Source organism: Arthrobacter sp. 05L428 (assembly GCF_056397665.1).
Window position 1 is genome coordinate 1 of sequence record NZ_JBFTNW010000013.1, and the last position, 21,485, is coordinate 21,485.

Annotated in this window: 10 protein-coding genes; all 10 read left to right on the forward strand. The window is 70.2% G+C overall.

The genetic code is table 11. The features are described 5' to 3' along the window. A partial coding sequence (locus AC1DH3_RS16470; protein ID WP_476909794.1) for an Ig-like domain-containing protein occupies positions 1-5,142 on the forward strand: 5,142 nt, incomplete at its 5' end. A 97-nt stretch (positions 5,143-5,239) separates the two neighbouring features. Then, on the forward strand, positions 5,240-6,211 hold the full coding sequence (locus tag AC1DH3_RS16475; RefSeq protein WP_441419533.1) for an AAA family ATPase: 972 nt from the start codon (positions 5,240-5,242) through the stop codon (positions 6,209-6,211). Positions 6,212-6,286: 75 nt separating this feature from the next. Next, positions 6,287-7,618 (forward strand): DUF58 domain-containing protein, encoded by a 1,332-nt coding sequence (locus AC1DH3_RS16480; protein ID WP_441419534.1) that lies wholly within the window; start codon positions 6,287-6,289, stop codon positions 7,616-7,618. Then, the gene (locus AC1DH3_RS16485) at positions 7,615-10,182 is read left to right on the forward strand and encodes a transglutaminase-like domain-containing protein (protein WP_476909795.1); all 2,568 of its coding nucleotides are present in this window, start codon (positions 7,615-7,617) and stop codon (positions 10,180-10,182) included. Before AC1DH3_RS16480 ends, AC1DH3_RS16485 begins: the two co-directional genes overlap by 4 nt. After that, positions 10,179-11,651 (forward strand): RDD family protein, encoded by a 1,473-nt coding sequence (locus AC1DH3_RS16490; protein ID WP_476893628.1) that lies wholly within the window; start codon positions 10,179-10,181, stop codon positions 11,649-11,651. Before AC1DH3_RS16485 ends, AC1DH3_RS16490 begins: the two co-directional genes overlap by 4 nt. Further along, positions 11,648-12,625, forward strand: coding sequence for a PP2C family protein-serine/threonine phosphatase (locus AC1DH3_RS16495; protein ID WP_476893629.1), 978 nt, complete (start codon positions 11,648-11,650; stop codon positions 12,623-12,625). Before AC1DH3_RS16490 ends, AC1DH3_RS16495 begins: the two co-directional genes overlap by 4 nt. Further along, positions 12,612-14,369, forward strand: coding sequence for an FHA domain-containing protein (locus AC1DH3_RS16500; protein ID WP_476893630.1), 1,758 nt, complete (start codon positions 12,612-12,614; stop codon positions 14,367-14,369). The genes AC1DH3_RS16495 and AC1DH3_RS16500 overlap by 14 nt, the downstream gene beginning before the upstream one ends. Further along, on the forward strand, positions 14,366-16,018 hold the full coding sequence (locus AC1DH3_RS16505) for a serine/threonine-protein kinase (RefSeq protein WP_476909796.1): 1,653 nt from the start codon (positions 14,366-14,368) through the stop codon (positions 16,016-16,018). Before AC1DH3_RS16500 ends, AC1DH3_RS16505 begins: the two co-directional genes overlap by 4 nt. Positions 16,019-16,087: 69 nt before the next feature. Beyond that, positions 16,088-16,792 carry a hypothetical protein gene (locus AC1DH3_RS16510; protein ID WP_441419540.1) on the forward strand — a complete coding sequence of 235 codons (705 nt, stop codon included), beginning with the start codon at positions 16,088-16,090 and terminating at the stop codon, positions 16,790-16,792. Next, positions 16,789-21,234, forward strand: a complete 4,446-nt coding sequence (locus AC1DH3_RS16515) for an FtsK/SpoIIIE domain-containing protein (protein WP_476909797.1) — start codon at positions 16,789-16,791, stop codon at positions 21,232-21,234. The genes AC1DH3_RS16510 and AC1DH3_RS16515 overlap by 4 nt, the downstream gene beginning before the upstream one ends. Positions 21,235-21,485: the final 251 nt, after the last annotated feature.

Below are 21,485 nucleotides of genomic sequence, written 5' to 3' on the forward strand. Positions count from 1 at the left end.
GTGGATGTGCCGAAGGCGTCCGCGTCGCCGTCGTATGTGTTCCGGGTGAACCGGGATGTGGTGGTGCTCAATGATGTGAATTCGGGCAATGTGTGGCTGGTGAACCAGAACATGCAGCTGGTGAACAACTGGGACGACGTCATCCCGCCCAAGAACCAGTCCAACGACCAGGACCAGGAATCAGCGGACAACAACACTGTCAACATCCTCCCGGACCGCACCAAGCCCAACCGGCCCCCGGAAACCAAGCCCGACGCCGTCGGCGTCCGTCCCGGCCGCACCACGGTGCTGAGCGTGCTGGACAACGACTCCGACCCCGACGGCGACGTCCTGACCGCCGCCGTCTCTGGCAACGGGCCCAAGGCCGGCAGCCTCGAAAGTATCTACGGCGGCACGGCCTTCCAAGTCACCGTCCCGGCCGACGCGAAACCCGGCACCGAAACCTTTGGCTACAACGCCGCGGACGGCCGCGGCCTGTCCGCAGGCGGCAGCATCACCCTCAGCGTCGTGGGCGATGACGAAAACAAACCCCCGCTCTTCAAGCGCGGGGAGCCCACCACCATGCTCGTGGAGCAGGGCAAGACCGTCAGCCAGAACATCCTCACCGACTGGACCGATCCCGACGGCGACGACCTGGTCCTGATGGACGCCAAGGCGGACAACGACCAGGACCAGGTCAAGGTCCGCCGCGACGGCCTGCTCAGCTACCAGGATTCCGGGGCGGCCACCGGCAAGAAGACCGTCACCGTCACCGTCTGGGACGGCCGGGCCACCACCACCGGCAAGGTGATCGTCAACGTCCAGCCCCCCGGTGCCCTGCAGCCGGTGGTCAACGCGGACCACGTGAGCGCCGTCGTCGGCCAGGACCTCGTGATCGCCCCGCTGAAGAACGACGTCGACCCCAACGGCGGCGCCCTGCGCCTGGCCCAGGTGGAAGCGGCCGGAACCGCCGAGCTGGGCCCCGTGACCGACGGCGGAACGTTCACCTTCCGCAGCAACACCCCGGGCCCGGTCTACCTGAGCTACATCGCCAGCAACGGCCCGCAAAGCACCCAGGGCCTGATCCGGGTGGACGTGGAGTCCGGCAAGGACGCCGGCGACCCCGTGGCCGTGCACGACGTCGCGCTGCTGCCGGCCGGCGGCAGCGTGCTGGTGGACCCGCTCGCGAACGACTCGGACCCGGCCGGGGGAGTGCTGGTGCTGCAGTCCGTGCAACTGCCCGGGAACGCCACCGCCTCCGTCAGTGTGATCGACCACGCCGTGCTGCGGATCACCGACATCACCGGCACCAAGGAACCGTTCATCTTCCGCTACACCATGTCCAACGGCTCCAAGTCCGCCACCGGAAGCGTCTCCGTGGTCCCCGTTCCGGCACCCGCCGTCGTCGAGGCGCCCCAGCCCAAGCCGGACGAGGTGAACGTCCGCGTCAACGACGTCGTCACCATCCCCGTCCTGGCCAACGACACGCACCCGCAGGGCCAAAAGCTGACCGTGGACCCGGTGCTGCCGCAGCCCGTCCCGGCCACGGACGGCAAAAGCTTCGTCTCGGAAAACACGCTGCGCTTCATTGCCGGCGGCGTGCCCAAGACCGTCCGGGCCATCTACAACGCCGTGGACCCGCAGGGCCAGAAGAGCGCCGCGGCCGTCACCATCCACATCCTTCCGCTGGAAGGCGCGCAGAACTCACGGCCGCAGCCGAAAAACCTCACCGCCCGCGTGGTGGCCGGCGGCTCGGTCCGGATTCCCGTGGAACTCGACGGGATCGACCCCGACGGCGACTCCGTCCAGCTGACCGGCATCGACAGCACCCCCTCGATGGGAACCGCCACCGCCGGAAGCACCTTCATCGACTTCACCGCAGCCGGCGACGGCGCCGGTACCGACACCTTCCGCTACAAGGTCGTTGACCGGCAGGGCGCCGTGAACACCGGCACCGTCACCGTCGGCATCGCCCCACGCGGGGACACCAACCAGAAGCCGACGCCCGTGGACGACGCCGTTGCCGTGCGTCCCGGCCGCCAGATCGCCGTCGACGCCACCGGCAACGACACCGATCCCGACGGCGACCCGATCCGGATCCTGGCCGACGGCATCGAAGCCGCCCCCGAGCTGCAGGCCACGGTCAGCAAACAGAGCGGCCGCATCATCCTGCTGGCCCCGGGCCAGGAAGGCACCGTTAACGTCCGCTACAAGGTTGCCGACGACCGCGGCGCCACGGCCCAGGCCGCCGTCGCCGTCAAGGTCCAAAAGGACGTGCCCCTGCAGGCACCCATCGCCCGCGACGACCGGGTGACCTCCGCCCAAACGCTCGGCAAGACCGCCGTCGACGTCCCGGTGCTCAAGAACGACGAAGACCCCGACGGCGTCGGCGAAAACCTCAAGGTCAGCACCGAGGCCAAGACCGCCCGGCCCGGCACCGAGGGCAACATGATCGTCGAACTCACCGAACAGCCGCAGCTGATCCCCTACACCGTCGAAGACGTCGACGGCCAGAAATCAACGGCCATCATCTGGGTGCCCGGCATCGGTCAGCAGGTGCCCACGCTGGCCAAGGACGACATCGTGGAAGTGGTTGCGGGACAGTCGGTCACCGTGGACCTCAAGGAGTGGGTCAAGGTCCGCGACGGACGCTCGCCGCGCCTGACCCAGACGGACCGGATCAAACTGATCGGCGCCGACGGCTCCGATCCGGTCGCCAACAACGGCACCGCCCTGAAGTACACGGCCGGCAAGGACTACGCGGGCCCCGGCTCGCTCAGCTTCGAGGTCACCGACGGCACGGGCCCGGACGATCCGGCCGGCCTGAAGTCCACCCTCAGCATCCGCACCAAGGTGATCCCGGACCCCAACCGGAACAACCCGCCGGTGCTGCTGGGCAGCCAGGTGGACCTGCCGAAGGGGGACACCACCAGCGTGGACCTGGCCCGGCTCACCACGGACCCCGACGACGGCGACGTGCAAAACATGAAGTATGAACTGGCGGGCAACGTCCCACCCGGCTTCGACGCCCGCATCGAGGGGCAGACACTGAAGGCCTCGGCCAAGGACGGGGTCGACGCCGGCGCGGACGGCGCCGTGCAGGTGAAGGCCAAGGACCCCCGCGGCCTCGAAACCACCGCAACGTACCGGTTCACGGTCACCGCCTCCAGCCGGCCAAAGCCGGTGGCCAACGACGACCTCGAGCCGAACGCGGCCGCCGGCAAGCCGGTCACGGTTCCGGTGCTGGCGAACGACTCGAATCCGTTCCCGGAGTCGCCGCTGAAAATCGTCGCCGCGACCGCCGAAACCGGCTCCGGGAACGTCGGCGTCGAGGGCGGCAACGTCGTGGTCACACCGGCCGCAGGGTTCTCCGGCACCATGGTCGTGGCCTACACCATCGCCGACAAGACCGAGGACCCGTCCCGCCAGGCCACGGCCCGGATCCGGCTGACCGTCAAGGACCGGCCGCTGGCACCCACCACTCCGCAGGCGGCGAGCGTGGGGGACGGCACCGCGTTGCTGAACTGGACCGCGCCGGCGGACCGGGGATCCCCGATCACCAAGTACACGGTGTACGGCGAGGGCGGATTCCGGCAGGACTGCCCGGCGAACAGCTGCACGCTCACCGGCCTGACCAACAACGCGAAGTACCACTTCCAGGTCACGGCCACCAACGCCATCGACGAATCCGAACGCTCCCCGGCGTCGGCCGAGGTGCGCCCCGACGTCAAGCCGGATACCCCAGCGGCGCCGTCGCTGAAATTCGGCGACAAGCAGCTGGCGGTGACGTGGGTTGCCCCGGCCTCCAAGGGCTCGCCGGTCAAGTCCTACGATCTGGAAATTTCGCCCGCGCCGGCGGGGCAAAACGCGCAGATCCAGAACCTCACGTCGGTCAGCTACGTCTGGAAGGGCCTGGAGAACGGCGTGGCCTACAAGGTCCGGGTCCTGGCCCGCAACGACGCCAAGGAGCCCTCCGAATGGAGCGGTTACTCCGCCGCGGAGACGCCGGCGGGCGTGCCCGTCACCCCGGCGGCGCCGAGCGCCAGCCAGGCCGGTTCCCTGGGCACGCAGAGCCAGCTCAAGGTCACTTGGGCAGCGCCGGACAATAACGGCGACGCCGTGTCCTCCTACACCCTGACCACGCTGCGCGGCGGAGCCGCCGTGGCCACGCAGAAGGTCTCCGACACCTCGCAGAACGTCACGGTGGACAACTCGGAGGCCGATTACACGTTCACCGTGGCCGCCACCAACAAGGCCGGCACGTCAGGGATTAGCCCGCAGTCCGCCCCCATCCGGGCCGCCGGCAAACCCGGCACGGTCAGCAGTGGTACCGTTGCCGCGCCCGGCAACAGCGGAGAACTGAAAGTCACCTTTACGCCGCTGACCCAGGCCCAGCGCAATGGCTCGCAGGCCTCGGAGATCAGCTACCGCTGGTCCACGGCGTACGGCTCGGGCCCGATCAACGCCCCGGGCGGTACCATCACCGGCCAACCCAACGGCAAGAACGTCACGGTGAACATCATCGCCGTTTCCACGAAGAACAACGTCTCCGGGGACGGCAAGAACATCGGTTCGGCCGTTCCCTATGGCCAGCCGGGGCGCCCCAGCCTCACCGGGGCGACTTCCTCCAAGGGCGACGGGCAGGTGCACTGGACCTGGACCCAGCCGAACGATGGCGGCCGGCCGATCAACCGGTACGAAGTGAACTACGACGGCACCGGCTGGAAGAGCGTCGGGCTGACCCTCCGCTACGATCACAACGCGGGCGGCTGGAGTCAAACCCACACCCTGAAGGTCCGCGCTTGCAACGGCACCGACGGCAACAACGACTGCGGCTTTGACGACACCGCCAGAGCCACTTCCGGGGCTGACCCGGCGCCGCCGCCGCCAACGTCCTGGTCCATCCGGGCCACCCCGGTGCGCACCTGCACGGAACCCAGCAGCAGCACGGACAGCTACCGGAACAGCAACCCGGACCAGTGCATCAGCCCGGGCAAGTGGTTCGACACCGGCATCACCGCGCAGGCGGACTACTACGTCCGCTGGGGCTCGTCCGGCCGGCTCTGGTACCACCTGACGTCCGGCCCCGCCGCCGGCAACTTTGCCCGGGGAGACACCACCAGCCTAGGCTCCACCCCGCCGGCGGGAATGCCCCAGCGATGACCGCAATCCTGTCGCCTAAACTAATCGCCGGACATCGCGGGGATTCCCCGCCGGCGCACACCCCAACGCATTACCCGAATGGAAGAGGAACCAGCGCATGACGATGACAACTGAGCAGGCCGAATGGTTTGCCGGCACCTTTGAGAAGCTCGTTGCCAACGTGGGGCAGGCCGTGCTGGGGAAGGCGCATGTCATCCGGCTGACCTTCACGGCCATGCTGGCCGAAGGCCACGTGCTTTTCGAGGACGCTCCCGGAACCGGCAAGACCTCACTGGCCCGCGCCCTTGCGGCGACCGTCCAGGGCTCCAACAACCGCATCCAGTTCACCCCGGACCTGCTGCCCTCGGACGTCACGGGCGTAACCATCTACGACCAGAAGACGCAGAAGTTCGAGTTCCACAAGGGCCCGATCTTCAACAACATCGTCCTCGCCGACGAGATCAACCGCGCCTCGCCCAAGACCCAGTCGGCGTTGCTGGAGGTCATGGAGGAGTCCCGGGTCACCGTGGACGGCTCCACCTACGAGGCCGGCCGGCCGTTCATGGTCATGGCCACCCAGAACCCGATCGAGCAGGCCGGCACCTACCGCCTGCCCGAGGCGCAGCTGGACCGCTTCCTGATCAAGACCTCCATCGGCTACCCGGACCACGCCTCCACCGTGCAGCTGCTCGGCGGCGCCAACCTCAAGGACCGCTCGAAGGACATCACGGCCGTAATCACCACCCAGGCCGTCGCGGACATGGCCGACCTCGCCGCCACCACCCACGTGGACACCGCGGTGCTGGAATACATCTCCCGGCTCTGCGAGGAGACCCGCAGCGCCCCGGAGACCCGCCTGGGCGTGTCCGTCCGCGGCGCCCTCGCGATGGTCCGTGCGGCCAAGGTCTGGGCGGCGAGCCAGGGCAGGAACTTCGTCCTGCCCGACGACGTCAAGGACCTCGCCGCCGTCGTCTGGACCCACCGCCTGGTGATGGACCCGGAGGCGGAGTTCTCCGGCGCCACCGCCGAGGCCGTCCTGGCACGGGTGCTGGCCGACGTCGCCGCCCCGCAGCAGCGGGCCGCCGTCTAAGCGGCGCCTCCGACCGAGTCCAGCCGCGGGGCCCCGATTCCAGCCCCGCAACCATGCACGAACAAAGGCACCCATATGTCCACCAGCACCCCGTTGACTCGGCTTGCTGAACGCCTGAAGCGGCCCCTGTCCCGGGCCGCCGGTCCCTCCCGGCTGCACCCCTCCGCCGTCTGGGCCGAGGCCCGCAGCGCCGCCGCCCTGGCCCTGGACCCGGCCTGGCGCGCCATCCGCGGGCGCTTCCGCCGGCACCTCTGGCCCGTGCTCTCCGTCGTGAGCGTGCTCGGCTGGTCCGTGCTGGCAGCCTCAATATTGCTGTGGAGCGCCGGCCAGGCCTACGGCTGGCAGGAAGCCAAGGCCGCCGCGATCGCCGCCTTCGTCCTGCTGGTGCTGGCGGTCGGCTTCATCCTGGGCCGCTCCTCCTACGGCGTGCTGCTGGACCTCGCCCGGACCCGGGTGGCCGTCGGGGACAGCGCCGTCGGCAGCATCGCGGTGTCCAACACCTCCGCCCGCCCGCTGCTGCCCGCCGCGCTGGAACTCCCGGTGGGAGCCGCCACCGCCGTGTTCCACCTGCCCCGGATGAAGCCCGGACAGGTCCACGAGGACCTCTTCACCATCCCCACCGCACGCCGCGCCGTGATTGTGGTGGGCCCGGTCCGGTCCGTGCGCGCCGACCCCCTGCACCTGCTGCGCCGCCAGGTGCTCTGGACTGAACCCGAGGACCTCTACGTGCACCCGAAGACCGTGGCCCTGGCCGGTTCCGCCGCGGGCTTCATCCGCGACCTGGAGGGTATGCCCACCACCGACCTCTCCAGCGCCGATGTCTCCTTCCACGCGCTGCGCGACTACGTTCCCGGCGATGACCGGCGGCACATCCACTGGAAGACCACGGCCCGGACCAACAAGCTCATGGTGCGCCAGTTCGAGGAGACCCGGCGGGCACACCTGGCCATTTCGCTCTCCACCAACACGGACGAGTACGCCTCCGAGGAGGAGTTCGAGCTGGCCATCTCCGCCGCCGCCTCGATCGGACTGCAGGCCATCCGGGAACAGCGCGACCTCGACGTCCTCACCCAGCAGGGGCCGCTGCGCTGCCAGACCGGCCGGAACATGCTCGATGACATGACCCGGATTGTCGGCGCGCCGCAGCGCAAGAACGCCGTCGACCTCGCCCGGACCCTGGCCGACACCGTGCCCAACGCCTCCGTGGTGTTCTTCGTGGTGGGCAGCAACGTCACCCCCACCCAGTTGCGCTCCGCCTCGGCTTCGGTCCCGCCGGGCGTGCGCAGCCTCGCCGTCCGGATCCAGGCCGGGGCCGCCCCGGCCCGGGCCAACATCGCGGACCTGACCGTGCTCACCCTGGGCGATCTCTCCGAACTGGCCATCGTGCTCAGGAAGGCGGCCGCATGAGCAACGCCACGGGCTTCCGGCCCCGCAACAACACCGCGGCACCCCGCCGCTCCGGCTTCGCCGACGGTCAGCCGGCCTGGCACTACCTGCTCGACGCCGGCGCCCTCACCCTGCTGCTGGGGCTCGGCGTGCTCGGCTTCAGCCTCAGCTTCGGCGGCGACCCGTACTACCTGGCCGCCGGTTTCGGCGGCATCCTGCTGGGCCTCGGCGTCGCTGCCGCCAAGGTGCACTTCCGGCTCGGAGTGCTGATCACCACCGCGCTCGCGGTGGGCGCCTACCTGGTTTTCGGCACCGGCCTGGCCGTGCCGGAAGCCTCGATCGCCGGCTTCCTGCCCAGCCTCGAATCGCTGCGGACCCTGCTGGTGGGCGTGGTCTTCGCCTGGAAGGACATGCTGACCGTCGGCGTGCCGGTCGGGACCGCGGGCGGCACGCTGATCGTCCCGTTCCTGAGCTCGCTGCTGACCGCCCTGGCTGCCGGGCTGCTTATCTGGCGGCTCAAGAGCCCGTACTGGCCGCTGCTGCCGGTGCTGCTGTTGTTCATCACCGGCATCGCGTTCAGCACCAACGCCGGCTTCCTCACCGTGGAACGCGGCATCTCGCTGACCGTGGTCGCGATCGCCTGGGCCACCTTCCGCCGCGACGCCCTGCGCAGCAGCGACACCCGCAAGGTATCGGTGAACCGGCCGGACACGGACCAGGCGGCTGCCCGCACTGCGCGGCTCCGCCGGGTGGGCACCGCCGCCGCGGTGATCGCCGTCGCCGTCGGGATCACCGCCGTCGCGTCCCCGCTGGTGGCCGCCGGTGACGACCGGAAGGTGCTGCGCAACACGATCGTGCCGCCGTTCGACCCGAAGGACTACGTCACACCGCTGGCGAGCTTCCGCAACTTCGTCAAGGACAAGAAAGACGACAACCTCTTCCTGGTCAAGGGCCTGCCCAAGGACGGCCGGGTACGGCTCGCCGCCTTGGACGCCTTCAACGGCACCAACTACAACATGGACCCGAACGGTTCGGGCAGCTTCAGCAAGGTGGGCGACGCGAAGTCCCTGAACACCCTCGCCGACACCACCGGAATCGTGCCGACCAACAACTACACCCTGGACATCACGATCGAGGACTACCAGGGCTACTTCCTGCCGGGCGGCCGCAAGACCACCGGCATCAGCTTTGCCCGGGACGGCTCGGGCGCAGCCTCCGGGCTGTACTTCAACTCCGGCACGGACACCGCCGTGACCACCCGCGGGCTGGGCAAGGGCGATTCCTACAGCGTCCAGGTGGCGGACCCTGCGATGCTGGAGCACGGCCAGCTGACCCAGTACGACTTCGCCAAGGTGTCGCTGCCGGACCCGGGCGAGGTCCCGCCGGTGGTCGGTTCGCAGGCGAACGACCTCGCCGCCGACGCGCCCACCGCGATCGACCGGGTCCGCCAGATTGAGGCGCATTTCCAGAAGAAGGGTGCCTTCAGCAACGGCCTGATCGCCGACGGGCAGCTCCCCAGCGTCTCCGGCCACAGCTCCAACCGCATCCGCAGCCTGCTGACGGCCAAGCAGATGCTCGGCGACGACGAACAGTACGCCGTCGCCATGTCCCTCATGCTGCGTCATCTGGGTATCCCCTCCCGCGTGGTGATGGGCTTCTACCCGGACCCGAAGAGCCCGGAAAACGGTGCGGGCGAAGTGCAGATCACCGGCAAGGATGTGCACGCCTGGGTTGAGGTCGCTTTCGACCGGGTGGGCTGGGTGTCCTTCGATCCCACGCCGCCCAAGGACAACGTGCCGATCCCGCCGGATCCGGAGAACAAGTCCAAGCCCAAGCCGCAGGTCCTGCAGCCGCCGCCCCCGCCGCAGGAACCGGCCGAACTGCCGCCGGACTCCTCGCCGGACGCGCTCGACGCCGACCAGAAGAAGAACAACCCCTGGCTGTTCTGGGGCCCCCTGCTCGCCGCGATCGGCACGGCGCTGATACCGGTGGCGGTCCTCGCGCTGCCGCTGCTGCTGATCGCGCTGCTGAAATCCCGACGCCGGAAGGCCCGGTTCACCGACGGGCACCCCGCGCAGCGCGTCGGCGGCGGCTGGAGCGAGGTGCTGAGCCTCGCGACCGACCTCGGCGCCGGCGTGGACAACCGCGCCACCCGCCGGGAGTCCGCCGTCGTGCTCGGCGAAGCGTTCCCCGGGAGCCAGGGCACCACCACGCTGCTCGCCCACCGGGCCGACGCCGCCATTTTCGGGGCAGCCGAGCCGAGCGAGGAGCAGGTACGCGAGTACTGGGAGATCGTGGACGGCTCACTCAAGGAGATGACCGGGACCGTGGGCTTCTGGCGCCGCCAGCAGGCCCGCTTCTCGCCACGCTCACTGCTGGCCGACGGCCGGGCCGCGCTGAAGCTGAGCGGACTCCGCCCGGTCCTGCCCGGCCGGCGCCGCGGCGGCGGGGTTCCCGGCGGCTCCGGCCCGGTGTCCGGTCCGGCTGCGGTTGACCCGGCCAGCTTCGGTCCAGCTAGTACAGTGGAGCCCGGTCCGCACCAGGAACCACAGGGAACAGCCAGGAAGAACCGCAACGAGCCATGACCGACGACGTTGAGCGCTGCCCGCGCTGCCACCAGCCGATCCGGCCCGGCGCCGCGTTCTGCACCTCCTGCGCGGCGCCGCTGATCAACCGTTCGGCGCGCAACGCCGGGCGGGCGGACCCAACACCCGGTACTATCCCGGTAGCGCCTTCCGGGCACGGCGGTTCGTTCGCGCCGGGGCAGGCACCTGCCGGAGTGCAGCTGAACGGACAGGGTGTCCACGGACAAGGGGGAGGTACCGTTTTGCCGAACAAGCTTGAGCTGGTTCCCGCGGACGCCGGAAAACGGCTCGGCGCGGCGGTGCTGGACTGGACCGGCCCTGTGGCGCTCCTGGTGGTGCTCTTCGCCGTCGGCTTCGCCGGCGTCACCCAATCACGCAGCGCCGGCACCATCGTCTACAACACCTCCTCGCTGGTGCTCTTTGGCGGCATCGGGCTTGGGGCCACGCTCGTCTACACCCTGGTCCAGGCCATGATCGAGGGCCGGTCCGGCAACACCCTCGGCAACCGCATCGTGGGGATCCGCAGCGCCGACGCCGATGGGTACGCGCCCGGCGGCGGAGCGGTCTTCCTCCGCGGCCTGATCACCGGGGCCGGTGTGCTGCTGGCCGCCCTGGCCGCCGTGCTGGTGGTGGTCTTCCAGTGGTTCGGCGCCGCGCTGGTGATCCTCGGACCGCTCGCCCTGGTGGGTGGCGCCTGGGCCGTCCTCGTGGTCGTCTCCAACACCTGGGATCCCAACAGCAGGCTGCGCGGCTGGCACGACACCGCCGCCAAGACCCTCGTCTTCGACATCAAGGCCGGCCGGAACCCGATCACCACCGGCGGCATCCAGGGCCCCTACAGCTTTGCCCCGCTGGACCTTCCGCCGGTGCAGCAAGTCGCCTCGCCGGTGGCCGGCGCCGCGCGGCTGCAGCCGCAGGCGCCCGCGGCCGTGCCGGCCTCCGTGCCGGTCCCCGCGCCCGCGCCCGCTCCGGCAGCGGCTCCGCCGGCATCCTTCCGGCCAATGCCCGCCGACGCCGGCGCCGCCCCGATCGAGGCCGTCCGGAGCCAAGCCGTGAATGGCCGTGCGTTCAGCGCACACCCCGACGACGACCACGACCGCACGCAGGTCCGCGGCGACAGCTCCGCGCCGGTCACCGTGGCCATCCTGCGGATCAGGATCGACGACGGCCGGGAGGTGGAACTGGACCGGTCCCTGCTGATTGGGCGCAACCCCGCCGGCCACCCCGGCGAGGAATCCGTGCAGTTGCTGCCGGTGGCCGACCCGGGACGCTCCATCTCCAAGACCCACCTCCATGTGCTGGCCGGAAACGGCGGCATCTGGGTGACGGACCGCAACTCCACCAACGGGAGCGCCGTCACGACGCCGGACGGTATCCGCACCGCACTGGCACCCGGGGAACCCACCCACGTACGCCCCGGATCCACCGTGCACTTCGGTGACCGCTCCTTCTACCTAGGACAGGCATGACATCCCAGCCGGCATCCGTTCCTCCCGCCGAAGCCCCCGGAACCACCCCCAGCAGTGTCCCGAGCAGTGCCCCCAGCCTGCGGCTCAATTGTGGCTACGGCACGGACCGCGGCCTGCGCCGTGAGATGAACGAGGACTCCTTCATCGCGGCCGACCCGGTCTTTGCGGTCGCCGACGGCATGGGCGGCCATGAGGCCGGCGAGATCGCGAGCGGCATTTGCGTGCGCACCCTCTCCGAAATTCCCCAGCTCGCCACGGGGGAGCGGAACGCCACCGCCGCCGTCGTCCAGCAGTACCTGCTCGAAGCCGACGCCGGCATCCGCGAGGCGACCGACTCCCGCGCCGGCACCACCCTCTCCGGCGTCGTCGTGGTGGAACAGTCGGGCATCCCGTACTGGCTGGTGCTCAACATCGGCGACTCCCGTACCTACCGGCTCAGCCAGGGCAAGCTCAGCCAGGTGAGCGTGGACCATTCCGAGGTGCAGGAGCTGGTTGATGCCGGGGAGATCACCGCGGCCGAGGCCGCCGTCCACCCGCGCCGCCACGTCGTCACCCGTGCGCTCGGCACCGGCGACGAGACCGAAGCCGACTACTGGCTGCTGCCCGTCGAGGAGGGGGACCGGATCCTGGTCTGCTCGGACGGGCTCAACGGCGAGCTCGACGACGAGCAGATTGCCCGCATCCTGGTCTCCGAGCCGGATCCGCAGGCCGCCGTGGACGAGCTGATCCAGGCAGCCCTGCGCAGCGGCGGCCGCGACAACGTCACCTGCATCGTGGTGGACGCGAGCAACGTGGCGAACGACGACGGCGCTCAGACCGCCCCGCGCACGCCGGCGGAGGCCGAAGACGAAAACACCCTGCCGCGCACCGAGGTGCTGGACGTCGCCCCCGACGGCGGAGTCGCCGGCACCGCGGCGGAGCACGAAGGCGGGGCCGCGGCCGGATCAGGCGAGGAGCCCCATGGCCTCCGCTAACCGGCCGGGCGACGTCAGCTACACGCCGGGAACCTGGCTGGGCGTGGTCCGCTCCGGAACTGTGGTGTTGCTGCGCCCGGACACCGACCGCGCACTGGTCGACTCGCTCTGGACCCTGCTGGCCGGAGACCCGGAGATTCATGAGGTCCTGGACGCCGTGACCTCGGCCTCGGGCGGCTCGCTCGCCCGGCTGCCCTGGTTCGGGATCGTGGGGTTGCGCGGTTCGCTGCAGGTGTTCCTGCGCGGCGAGATCGATCTGGAGGTCCGGCTGGACGGCGGGGAATCCGTCGCGCTCAGCGGCCGTGACGTGACCACCTGGACCGAACGGCGCTTTGCGGCGGCCGAGAACTTCAGCGTGGACATCCCCGCGGCAACTGCCACCGCCCCGGCGGGCGCGCTGCCGCTGGGCGACGGCGTGGTCCTGCTGCAGGGACTGTCCTGCGGTCTGTCCGCAAACCCGTCCGCCGCCGCCGTGCGGCCGGACGCGGCGCCCCATATTGCCGTCCCCGACGGCGTCCCCACGGCTCTCCCCGGCGCCGTGCCTGAAGCCGCCGTCGAGGACCAGTTGCTGGCCGCCGCCGAAGCGGACATCGCCGCGGAACTGAGCGATCTCGGCAGTTCGGCCGACACGGTGCTGGAACTCCCGGAGGAGGAGCTCGACGCCGGACTCGCCACGGAGGCGGCCGCCCCTCCGTCGCCGGAACCCGCAGAGCCGGAACCCGCAGAGCAGGAGCCTGCCGAGCCTGAGCCCGCAGAGCCTGAGCCCTCCGAGCAGGAGCCGACCAGCAGCTACGACCACCTCTGGGAACAGACGGTGATGCGGAACATCGAAGACGCCGCCGTGCGCGAGGATCCTGAGGCCGAGGAGGAACCCGCGCCGGAGCCGTCCGACGCCGGGGAACCCGACCTCGCCGCAGCGGCTATCGCCCCGGCGGAGGAACAGGCGGAGGAACAGGCGGAGGAGCCCGCGGCACTCCGGGCGCCCGAGCCGGCAGCCCGCCCGGCCGTCCCCAGCGGGCTGATCGACTCGGTGCCCTGGCGCACCGGCGGCGAGCGGACGCCCGACGCCCCGCTGGCGCCGCGCGCCCCCGGTCCCGTCGCGCCGCCGTCGCTGTTGACCCCGCCCTCCCCGCAGCCCGCCGGCCAGGTTCCGGCGCCGGCCGGTGATGCCGACCACGACGGCCAGACCATCATGAAGAGCGCCCTCAACGGCAGCCCCGCCGCACGCCCGGGACCCTCTCCCGCCAAAGACACAACCAAAGACACAGCCAAAGACCCCGCCACGGGCCCCATGGTGCTGGCCCGGGTGTGCCCGCAGGGCCACGCGAACCCGCCCACCAACGCCCAGTGCGCCTACTGCGACCAGGCGCTGCCCGGGGACGGTGTCCAGGTCCGCCGCCCCAGGCTGGGCCGGATGCGGCTCTCCACCGGCGAACTGATCGACCTCGACCAGTCGCTGATCGTGGGCCGGCAACCCTCCGTGTCCCGCGTGCAGGGCGCCGTAATGCCCAAACTCGTCCAGGTGGCGAGTCCCGGCGGCGACATCTCCCGCTCGCACGTAGAGGTCCGGCTCGAGGGCTGGCACGTGATGCTGTGCGACCTCAAGGCCACCAACGGCACGGTGCTGCTGCGCGAGGGCCAGGCCCCGCGCCGGCTCGCCCAGGGCGAGATGGCGATCCTGTTCGACGGCGACATTGCCGAACTGGGCGACGGCATTCAGCTGCGCTTCGAGGAGCTCCTGTGAACGCCAAACGTCCCGTCGCCCCGCCGCCCAGCATCCCGGGCTTCACCTACATCAGCCCGCTCGGCTCGGGCGGGTTCTCGGACGTCTACCTCTACGAACAGGACCGGCCGCGCCGCAAGGTGGCCGTCAAGGTGCTGCTCTCGGACCTCAAGACCGAAGGCGCCCGCCGCCGCTTCGAGTCCGAGGCAAACCTGATGGCCCAGCTGTCCTCGCACCCGTACATCGTGACGATTTTCGAGGCCGAGGTCACCGAGGCCGGGCACTCCTACCTGGCCATGGAGTACTGCTCCCGGCCGAGCCTGGACGTCCGCTACCGCCGCCAGCGTTTCAGCGTGGACGAGGTCCTGGCCGTCGGCATCCAGGTGGCCTCCGCCGTCGAGACCGCGCACCGCGCCGGCATCGCGCACCGCGACATCAAACCGGCGAACATCCTCGTCACGGACTACAACCGGCCGGCGCTGACCGACTTCGGCATCTCCGGCACCTTGGCCGGGGACCAGGACGAGGACGCGGGCATGTCCATCCCGTGGTCCCCGCCGGAACAGTTCAGCGACCGGCAGGTCGACGGCGTGCTGGTGGACGTCTGGGCGCTCGGCGCCACGCTCTACACCCTGCTGGCCGGCCGGTCCCCGTTCGTGCTCCCGGGCGCGGACAACTCACAGCGCGAGTTGATCTCCCGGATCACCAGCCTGCCGGTGCCGAAGCTGGGCCGTGCCGACGTGCCCGAGTCCCTGGAGCTGGCCCTGGCCACGGCGATGGCCAAGTCGCCGGCCTCCCGGTACTCCTCCGCCCACGCCTTTGCCCTGGCGCTGCAACGCATCCAGGCGGAGCTGAACCTCTCCGTGACGCCGTTCGAGGTCCTCGAAGAACCCCGCGCAGACGAGCCGCACCGCGATGACACCTTCGAGGAAACCCGCGTCCGCAGCGTCGCCGCCATCGACCCCGACGCCACCGGGCACGCCCCGACCTTCCCGGCCCGGGTGCCGTCCGCAGCATCGCCGGACGACTCAACCACCTTCAACAACCCGGGCATCCGGGACACCAGCCGGGATACCGTCCAGCGGCCCGCCGCCGGGCCGGCGTTCGCGGCGCCGTCCGCCGCCGCGCCGCGCCCGGAGGACGACGACGTCGCCGCGACGGTCAACCGTTCCAGCATGGCGCCGCAGGAGGACACCCGCGGCGGGAGCTCCGGCGAAGCCGGCGGTGCCCCTTCGGGCCACGGCCGCCGGAACCTCGTGCTCTCGATCGTCGGCGGCGCGGTCCTGGCGATCGCCGTCGTCGTCGGCATTATCGCCGGGACCAACGGACCCGCGCCGGCCCCCAAAGCGTCCGAGCAGCTCAGTAAACCGCCGGCGGACGCCCTGGACAACGGCACCGTCCCGGACGTGGCATCGCTCTCCGGGAGGGCGGACAATGCCGGAAAACTCACTTTCACCTGGAAGAACCCGCAGCCCAAGCCCGGCGACAGCTACAAGTGGCGGACGTACTCGCTAAAGGGCAAAGGCGACTTCCAGGCCGCCACCACGGCCAGGGTCCAGGTGGAGCCCAACCCGGCGGGGGAGACCTGTATCCAGGTGATGATTGTCCGCTCCGACGGCGCGTCCTCGCCGATGGAACAGGACTCCATCGCCTGCGCCAGGAAATCCTGAACACCACATCCCTGCCCAGGGCACACCCGAAAACACCAAGGCATACCGCCCAACAAGGAGACACCGACCATGGGGGACCTAGCGATAGATTTCTGCGGCGAATGGCACGAACCATCCGACGAGGACATCTTCAGCATCGGCCGCGAGGGCGACCTCGAAGTGGACGACAACCCGTACCTGCACCGCCAGTTCCTGCAGATCGCGCGGTATGACGGCATCTGGTGGCTCAGCAACGTCGGCAGCATGCTCTGCGCGACCATCGCGGACGCCTCCGGCGGCATGCAGGCCTGGCTCGCACCGGGAGCCCGCATTCCGCTGGTCTTCAGCCACACCAACGTGATCTTCACCGCCGGCCCCACCACCTACGAGTTTGCCGTCCACCTCCGGACCCCGGCGTTCCGGCAACAGGCCCGCAGCGAGGACAGCGGCGGAGACACCACCATCGGACCCGTGGTCTTCACCGACTCGCAGAAGGCCCTGATCGTGGCGCTCGCCGAGCCGATGCTGCGCCGCGACGGAACCGGCTTCAGCGCCATCCCCTCCTCCGCGGAAGCGGCCAAAACCCTGGGCTGGGCATTGACCCGGTTCAACAGAAAGCTGGACAACGTGTGTGACAAACTCGACCGGGTGGGAGTCGCCGGACTGCGCGGCGGAGCCGGCAAGCTCGCCACGAACCGACGCGCACGGCTCGTGGAACACGCCGTGACCTCGCATCTCGTGACCGCTGCCGACCTGGTGCTGCTGGAAACACAGCGCGGAGGGGACGAAGGATGAGGATCCGGCTGACCCTGCGCCGCGACCCCGCCGAGGCCAAGGACCTCGCTGTCACGGTCGACGGCCTGGCCACGGTGGCGGACATCGCCACCGAGCTCTGGGCGGCGGACCCGGCACGGCGCGGAACCCGGCCGCCGTCGAACCTCACGCTCAGCATCGAGGAGGCCTTCGCCGCCGGCGGCATGAAAGGCAGCGTCCTGAACCGGGAGGACAACCTCCTTGAATCCGGGCTGCGGCCCGGCTCGATCGTCGCATTGACCCAGGTCAGCGAGCAGTTCGCGGTGGCCGGGGCGAACCGGGGACCTGCGGCGGCGACCTTGCGCGTCCTCTCCGGCCCCGACGTCGGCCGCGAATTTTCGCTGCCCTCCGGCACCAGCTACATCGGCCGGGACCGGGACGTCGACGTCCGGCTGACCGACCCTTTGACCTCCAAGCGGCACGCCCGCATCACGGTGGGCGAAACCGTGGAAATCGTGGACACGAACTCCGCCAACGGCCTGCTGATGGACGGCCTGCCGGTCAGCCGCGCCACGCTGAACTCCTCGGACACCGTCACGCTCGGGGACACCACCGTGTCCGTGGTCTCCCTGGGCGGGAGCCAGGGCGCGGCGCCGAGCTCCCCGCTGATCAATTTCAACCGCTCGCCCCGCGTCGTGCCCCGCTTCGAACCGCACAAACGGACGCTGCCGGCCGGGCCGAAGCGCCAGGAGCACCACCCGTTCCCGTACATCATGCTGGTGGCCCCGCTGATGATGGGTGCCGTCATCTTTGCCGTCACGCAGAACATGATGTCCGTGATCTTCATGCTGATGATGCCGCTCTTCATCGTCGGCCACTACGTGGACCAGAAGATGCAGGGCAAGCGGGAACGCAAGGAACAACTCAAGTCATTCCGCGCCGCCATGGCCGCATTCCGTGCCGACATCACCGCGCTGCAGAAAGTGGAGCGCTCCGTCAGGCTGCAGGAAGCGCCGTCCGTCAGCGACACCGTGGACTCCATCTACAAACTGGGCCCGCTGCTCTGGACCCACCGCCCCGAGCATGCCGGCTTCCTGGGACTGCGGTTCGGGCTCGGCACGGCGCCGTCCCGGATCCAGTTCGAGGAACCGCACAGCAACGAGACCGAGCCTGAGTACATGGCCGAAATCCAGCAGTGCATCGCCCAGTTCGGCAGCATCGAGGGCGTGCCGATCGTCTCCCAGCTGCGCACCGCCGGCTCGTTCGGCCTGGCCGGGCCCCGCGGCCTCGTCGACGACGTGGCCCGCGGCATGGTGCTGCAGCTGGTGGGTCTGCATTCCCCGGCCGAAGTGGTCCTGACCGCCATCACCTCGGCGCAGTCCAAGGACCGCTGGGAGTGGCTGCAGTGGCTGCCGCACGCAGGTTCCGGCCACAGCCCGCTTAGCGGCGACCACCTCGCCGCCGGACCGGCCGGCGGCTCGGCCCTGCTGTCCAAACTTGAGGACCTGATCGACCAGCGCGAGGCCGCGGCACAGTCGCCGCGTCCGGAGCTGCGCCCCGGCCTCGCCCTGGAAGGCGCCGACATCCCGGAACCGCAACTGCCCACCGTGCTCCTGGTGGTCGAGGACGACGCCCCGGTGGACCGGGGGCGGCTCACCCGGGTGCTCGAACGCGGACCGGACTCCGGCGTGCACGTCATGTGGGTGGCCAGCTCCGTCCAGCAGCTCCCGGCAGCCTGCCGCGACTTCATGGCGGTCGACGGCGAACACGGCACCACCACCGGCCAGGTCCGGCTGGGCCGGCACACGTTCCCGGTCAGCTGCGAAAGCCTCGACGCCGGGCTCGCCGCCCAGCTGGCGCGCATGCTCGCCCCGGTGGTCGACGTCGGCAAGCCGCTCGAGGACGACTCCGACCTGCCGCGGGCGGTGTCCTACGCGACATTGATCGGCAAGGATTTCCTGGACAACCCGCAGGCCGTCGCGGACCGCTGGACCGAGAACAACTCCGTGCACGCCAGCGCCAAGCCGAACCGCAAGGACAACGGCACGCTCCGGGCCCTGGTTGGCTCCAAAGGCATCGAACCGCTCTACCTCGACCTGAAGAACGAGGGACCCCATGCCCTGGTCGGCGGCACCACCGGTGCCGGCAAGTCCGAGTTCCTGCAGTCCTGGGTGATGGGCATGGCCGCGGCGTACAGCCCGGACCGGGTGAGCTTCCTGTTCGTGGACTACAAGGGCGGCGCCGCCTTCGCGGACTGCCTGCACCTGCCGCACACTGTGGGCCTGGTCACGGACCTGTCGCCGCACCTGGTCCGCCGCGCCCTGACCTCGCTCCGCGCCGAGCTGCACCACCGCGAGCGGCTGCTGAACCGAAAGAAAGCCAAGGACCTGCTGGAACTCCAGCGCCAGGCGGACCCGGAGGCGCCGCCCTACCTGATCATCATCGTTGACGAGTTCGCCGCCCTCGCCACCGAGGTGCCGGAGTTTGTCGACGGCGTGGTGGACGTCGCCGCCCGCGGCCGCTCGCTTGGCCTGCACCTGATCCTCGCCACCCAGCGCCCCGCCGGCGTCATCAAGGACAGCCTGCGCGCCAACACCAACCTGCGCGTGGCGCTGCGGATGGCCGACGAGGACGACGCGGTGGACATCCTCGGCGTGCCCACCGCCGCGTACTTCGACCCGTCCATCCCGGGACGCGGCGCGGCCAAGACCGGGCCGGGCCGGATCCAGGGCTTCCAGACCGGCTACGCCGGCGGCTGGACCACGGAGAAGACGCAGCGCCCGCGGATCGACGTCGTCGAGATGGCCTTCGGGTCCGGCGCCCCCTGGGCCGCCCCCGCGGCCGAGACCCCGGCCCGGGAGGAACCCGCCGGGCCCAACGACATCGCCCGGATGACGGCGAACATCATCAAGGCGGCGGACGTGCTCGCCATCGAGCCTCCCCGCAAGCCGTGGCTGGATGAGCTGGCCACGACCTACGACTTCTCCCGGCTGCCGAACCCGCGCACCGACGAGCGGCTGCTCCTGGGCGTGGCGGACGACCCCGCGCACCAGGACCAGCCGACCGTCTTCTACGAACCGGACCGCGACGGCAACATGGCCATCTACGGCACCGGCGGCTCGGGTAAGTCGGCGGCCCTGCGCGGCATCGCGATCGCCGCCGCCGTGACCCCGCGCGGCGGCCCGGTCAACGTCTACGGCATCGACTGCGGTTCCTCGGGACTGAAGATGCTCGACGCGCTGCCGCACGTCGGCGAGATCATCAACGGCGACGACGTCGAACGCGTCGGCCGGCTGCTGCGCTGGCTGCGCGACCTCGCCGACGACCGTTCGGCCCGCTACGCCGAGGTCCGTGCCGCCACGATCGTGGAATACCGAGAGCTGGCCAAAATGCCGGACGAGAAGCGCATCTTCGTCCTGGTGGACGGCATGTCCGCATTCCGCGAGGCCTACGAATACAGCAAGCTCTCGGCGCTCTGGGACATCTTCCTGCAGCTGGCCACCGACGGCCGCCCGCTCGGCATCCACCTGGTCGTCACCGGCGACCGGCCGAACGCGGTGCCGGCGTCGCTGCTCGCCTCGATCCAGCGCCGGCTGGTGCTGCGGCTGTCCTCCGAGGACGACTACATGTCCATGGACGTGTCCAAGGATGTGCTCGGCGCCGGCACCCCGCCGGGCCGCGGCCTGCTGGGCAACCTTGAGGTGCAGCTGGCGGTCCTCGGCGGGAACTCCAACCTGGCCGTGCAGGCGCGCGAGGTGCAGAAGCTTCGCGAGGCCATGCTGCGCCAGGGTGTGGAGCGGGCGCCGCAAATCGAACGCCTGCCGGACACGGTGGACCTGGACGTGCTCCCGGCCGGCAGTCCGGACCTGCCGGTGATCGGCGTCGACGACGAGACGCTGCAGCCCGCCGAGATCCTGGCCAAGGGCCCGCTGCTGCTGGCCGGCCCGCCGGGCTCAGGCCGCACCGTGGCGCTGGTAACCCTCGCCTACGCGCTGCGCCGGTCCAACCCCGGCGTGGAACTGATCTACCTCGGCTCGCGGCGGTCCGCCGCGGCGTCGCTCAAGCTCTGGGACCGCTCCGTGGTGGGCGCGGACGACGTCGAGGAGGCCATCGACGAGCTGGTGGACTACTCCACCGGCACGCCGGGCAAGCTGGCGATCTTCATCGAGGGCCTGACGGACTTCACCGACACCCTGGCCGAGACCGGCATCGGCCGGCTGGTCACCGCGTCCATCAAGGCCGAGCAGTGGGTGGTGGGCGAATCCGAGACCTCCACCTGGTCCTCGGCCTGGTCCCTGGCACAACCGTTCAAGTCCGGCCGCCGGGGCCTGCTGCTCAACCCCGGGGACATCGAGGGCGACAGCCTGCTCAGCACCTCGCTGGGCCGGATCAGCGGGGACTTCATTCCGGGCCGCGGCTACATCGTGGGTCGCGGCAAGGTCCGCAAGCTGCAGATCGCCCTGCCGCCGGAGAACCGGAACTAGCCGCGGGGCTCGCCCAACTGACTCGCACTTGTTGTCGTTTTGGGCCCTCAAAACGACAACAACTGCGAGCTACTTGGGCGGGGGACCGGCCGATGGGGAGTGCTGCCCATCGACAGTTTTTTGCGCGGCAGGGTAGGTTCGAGGCATTGGATCTTCCGGATCAGCCGGGGGCCGCTGGGGATGCCGAGAGTTTCGGGTCCGGTGAACTAAGGAGTTTTTTCGAATGGCTATTTGGGGTGCAGATGTTGCTC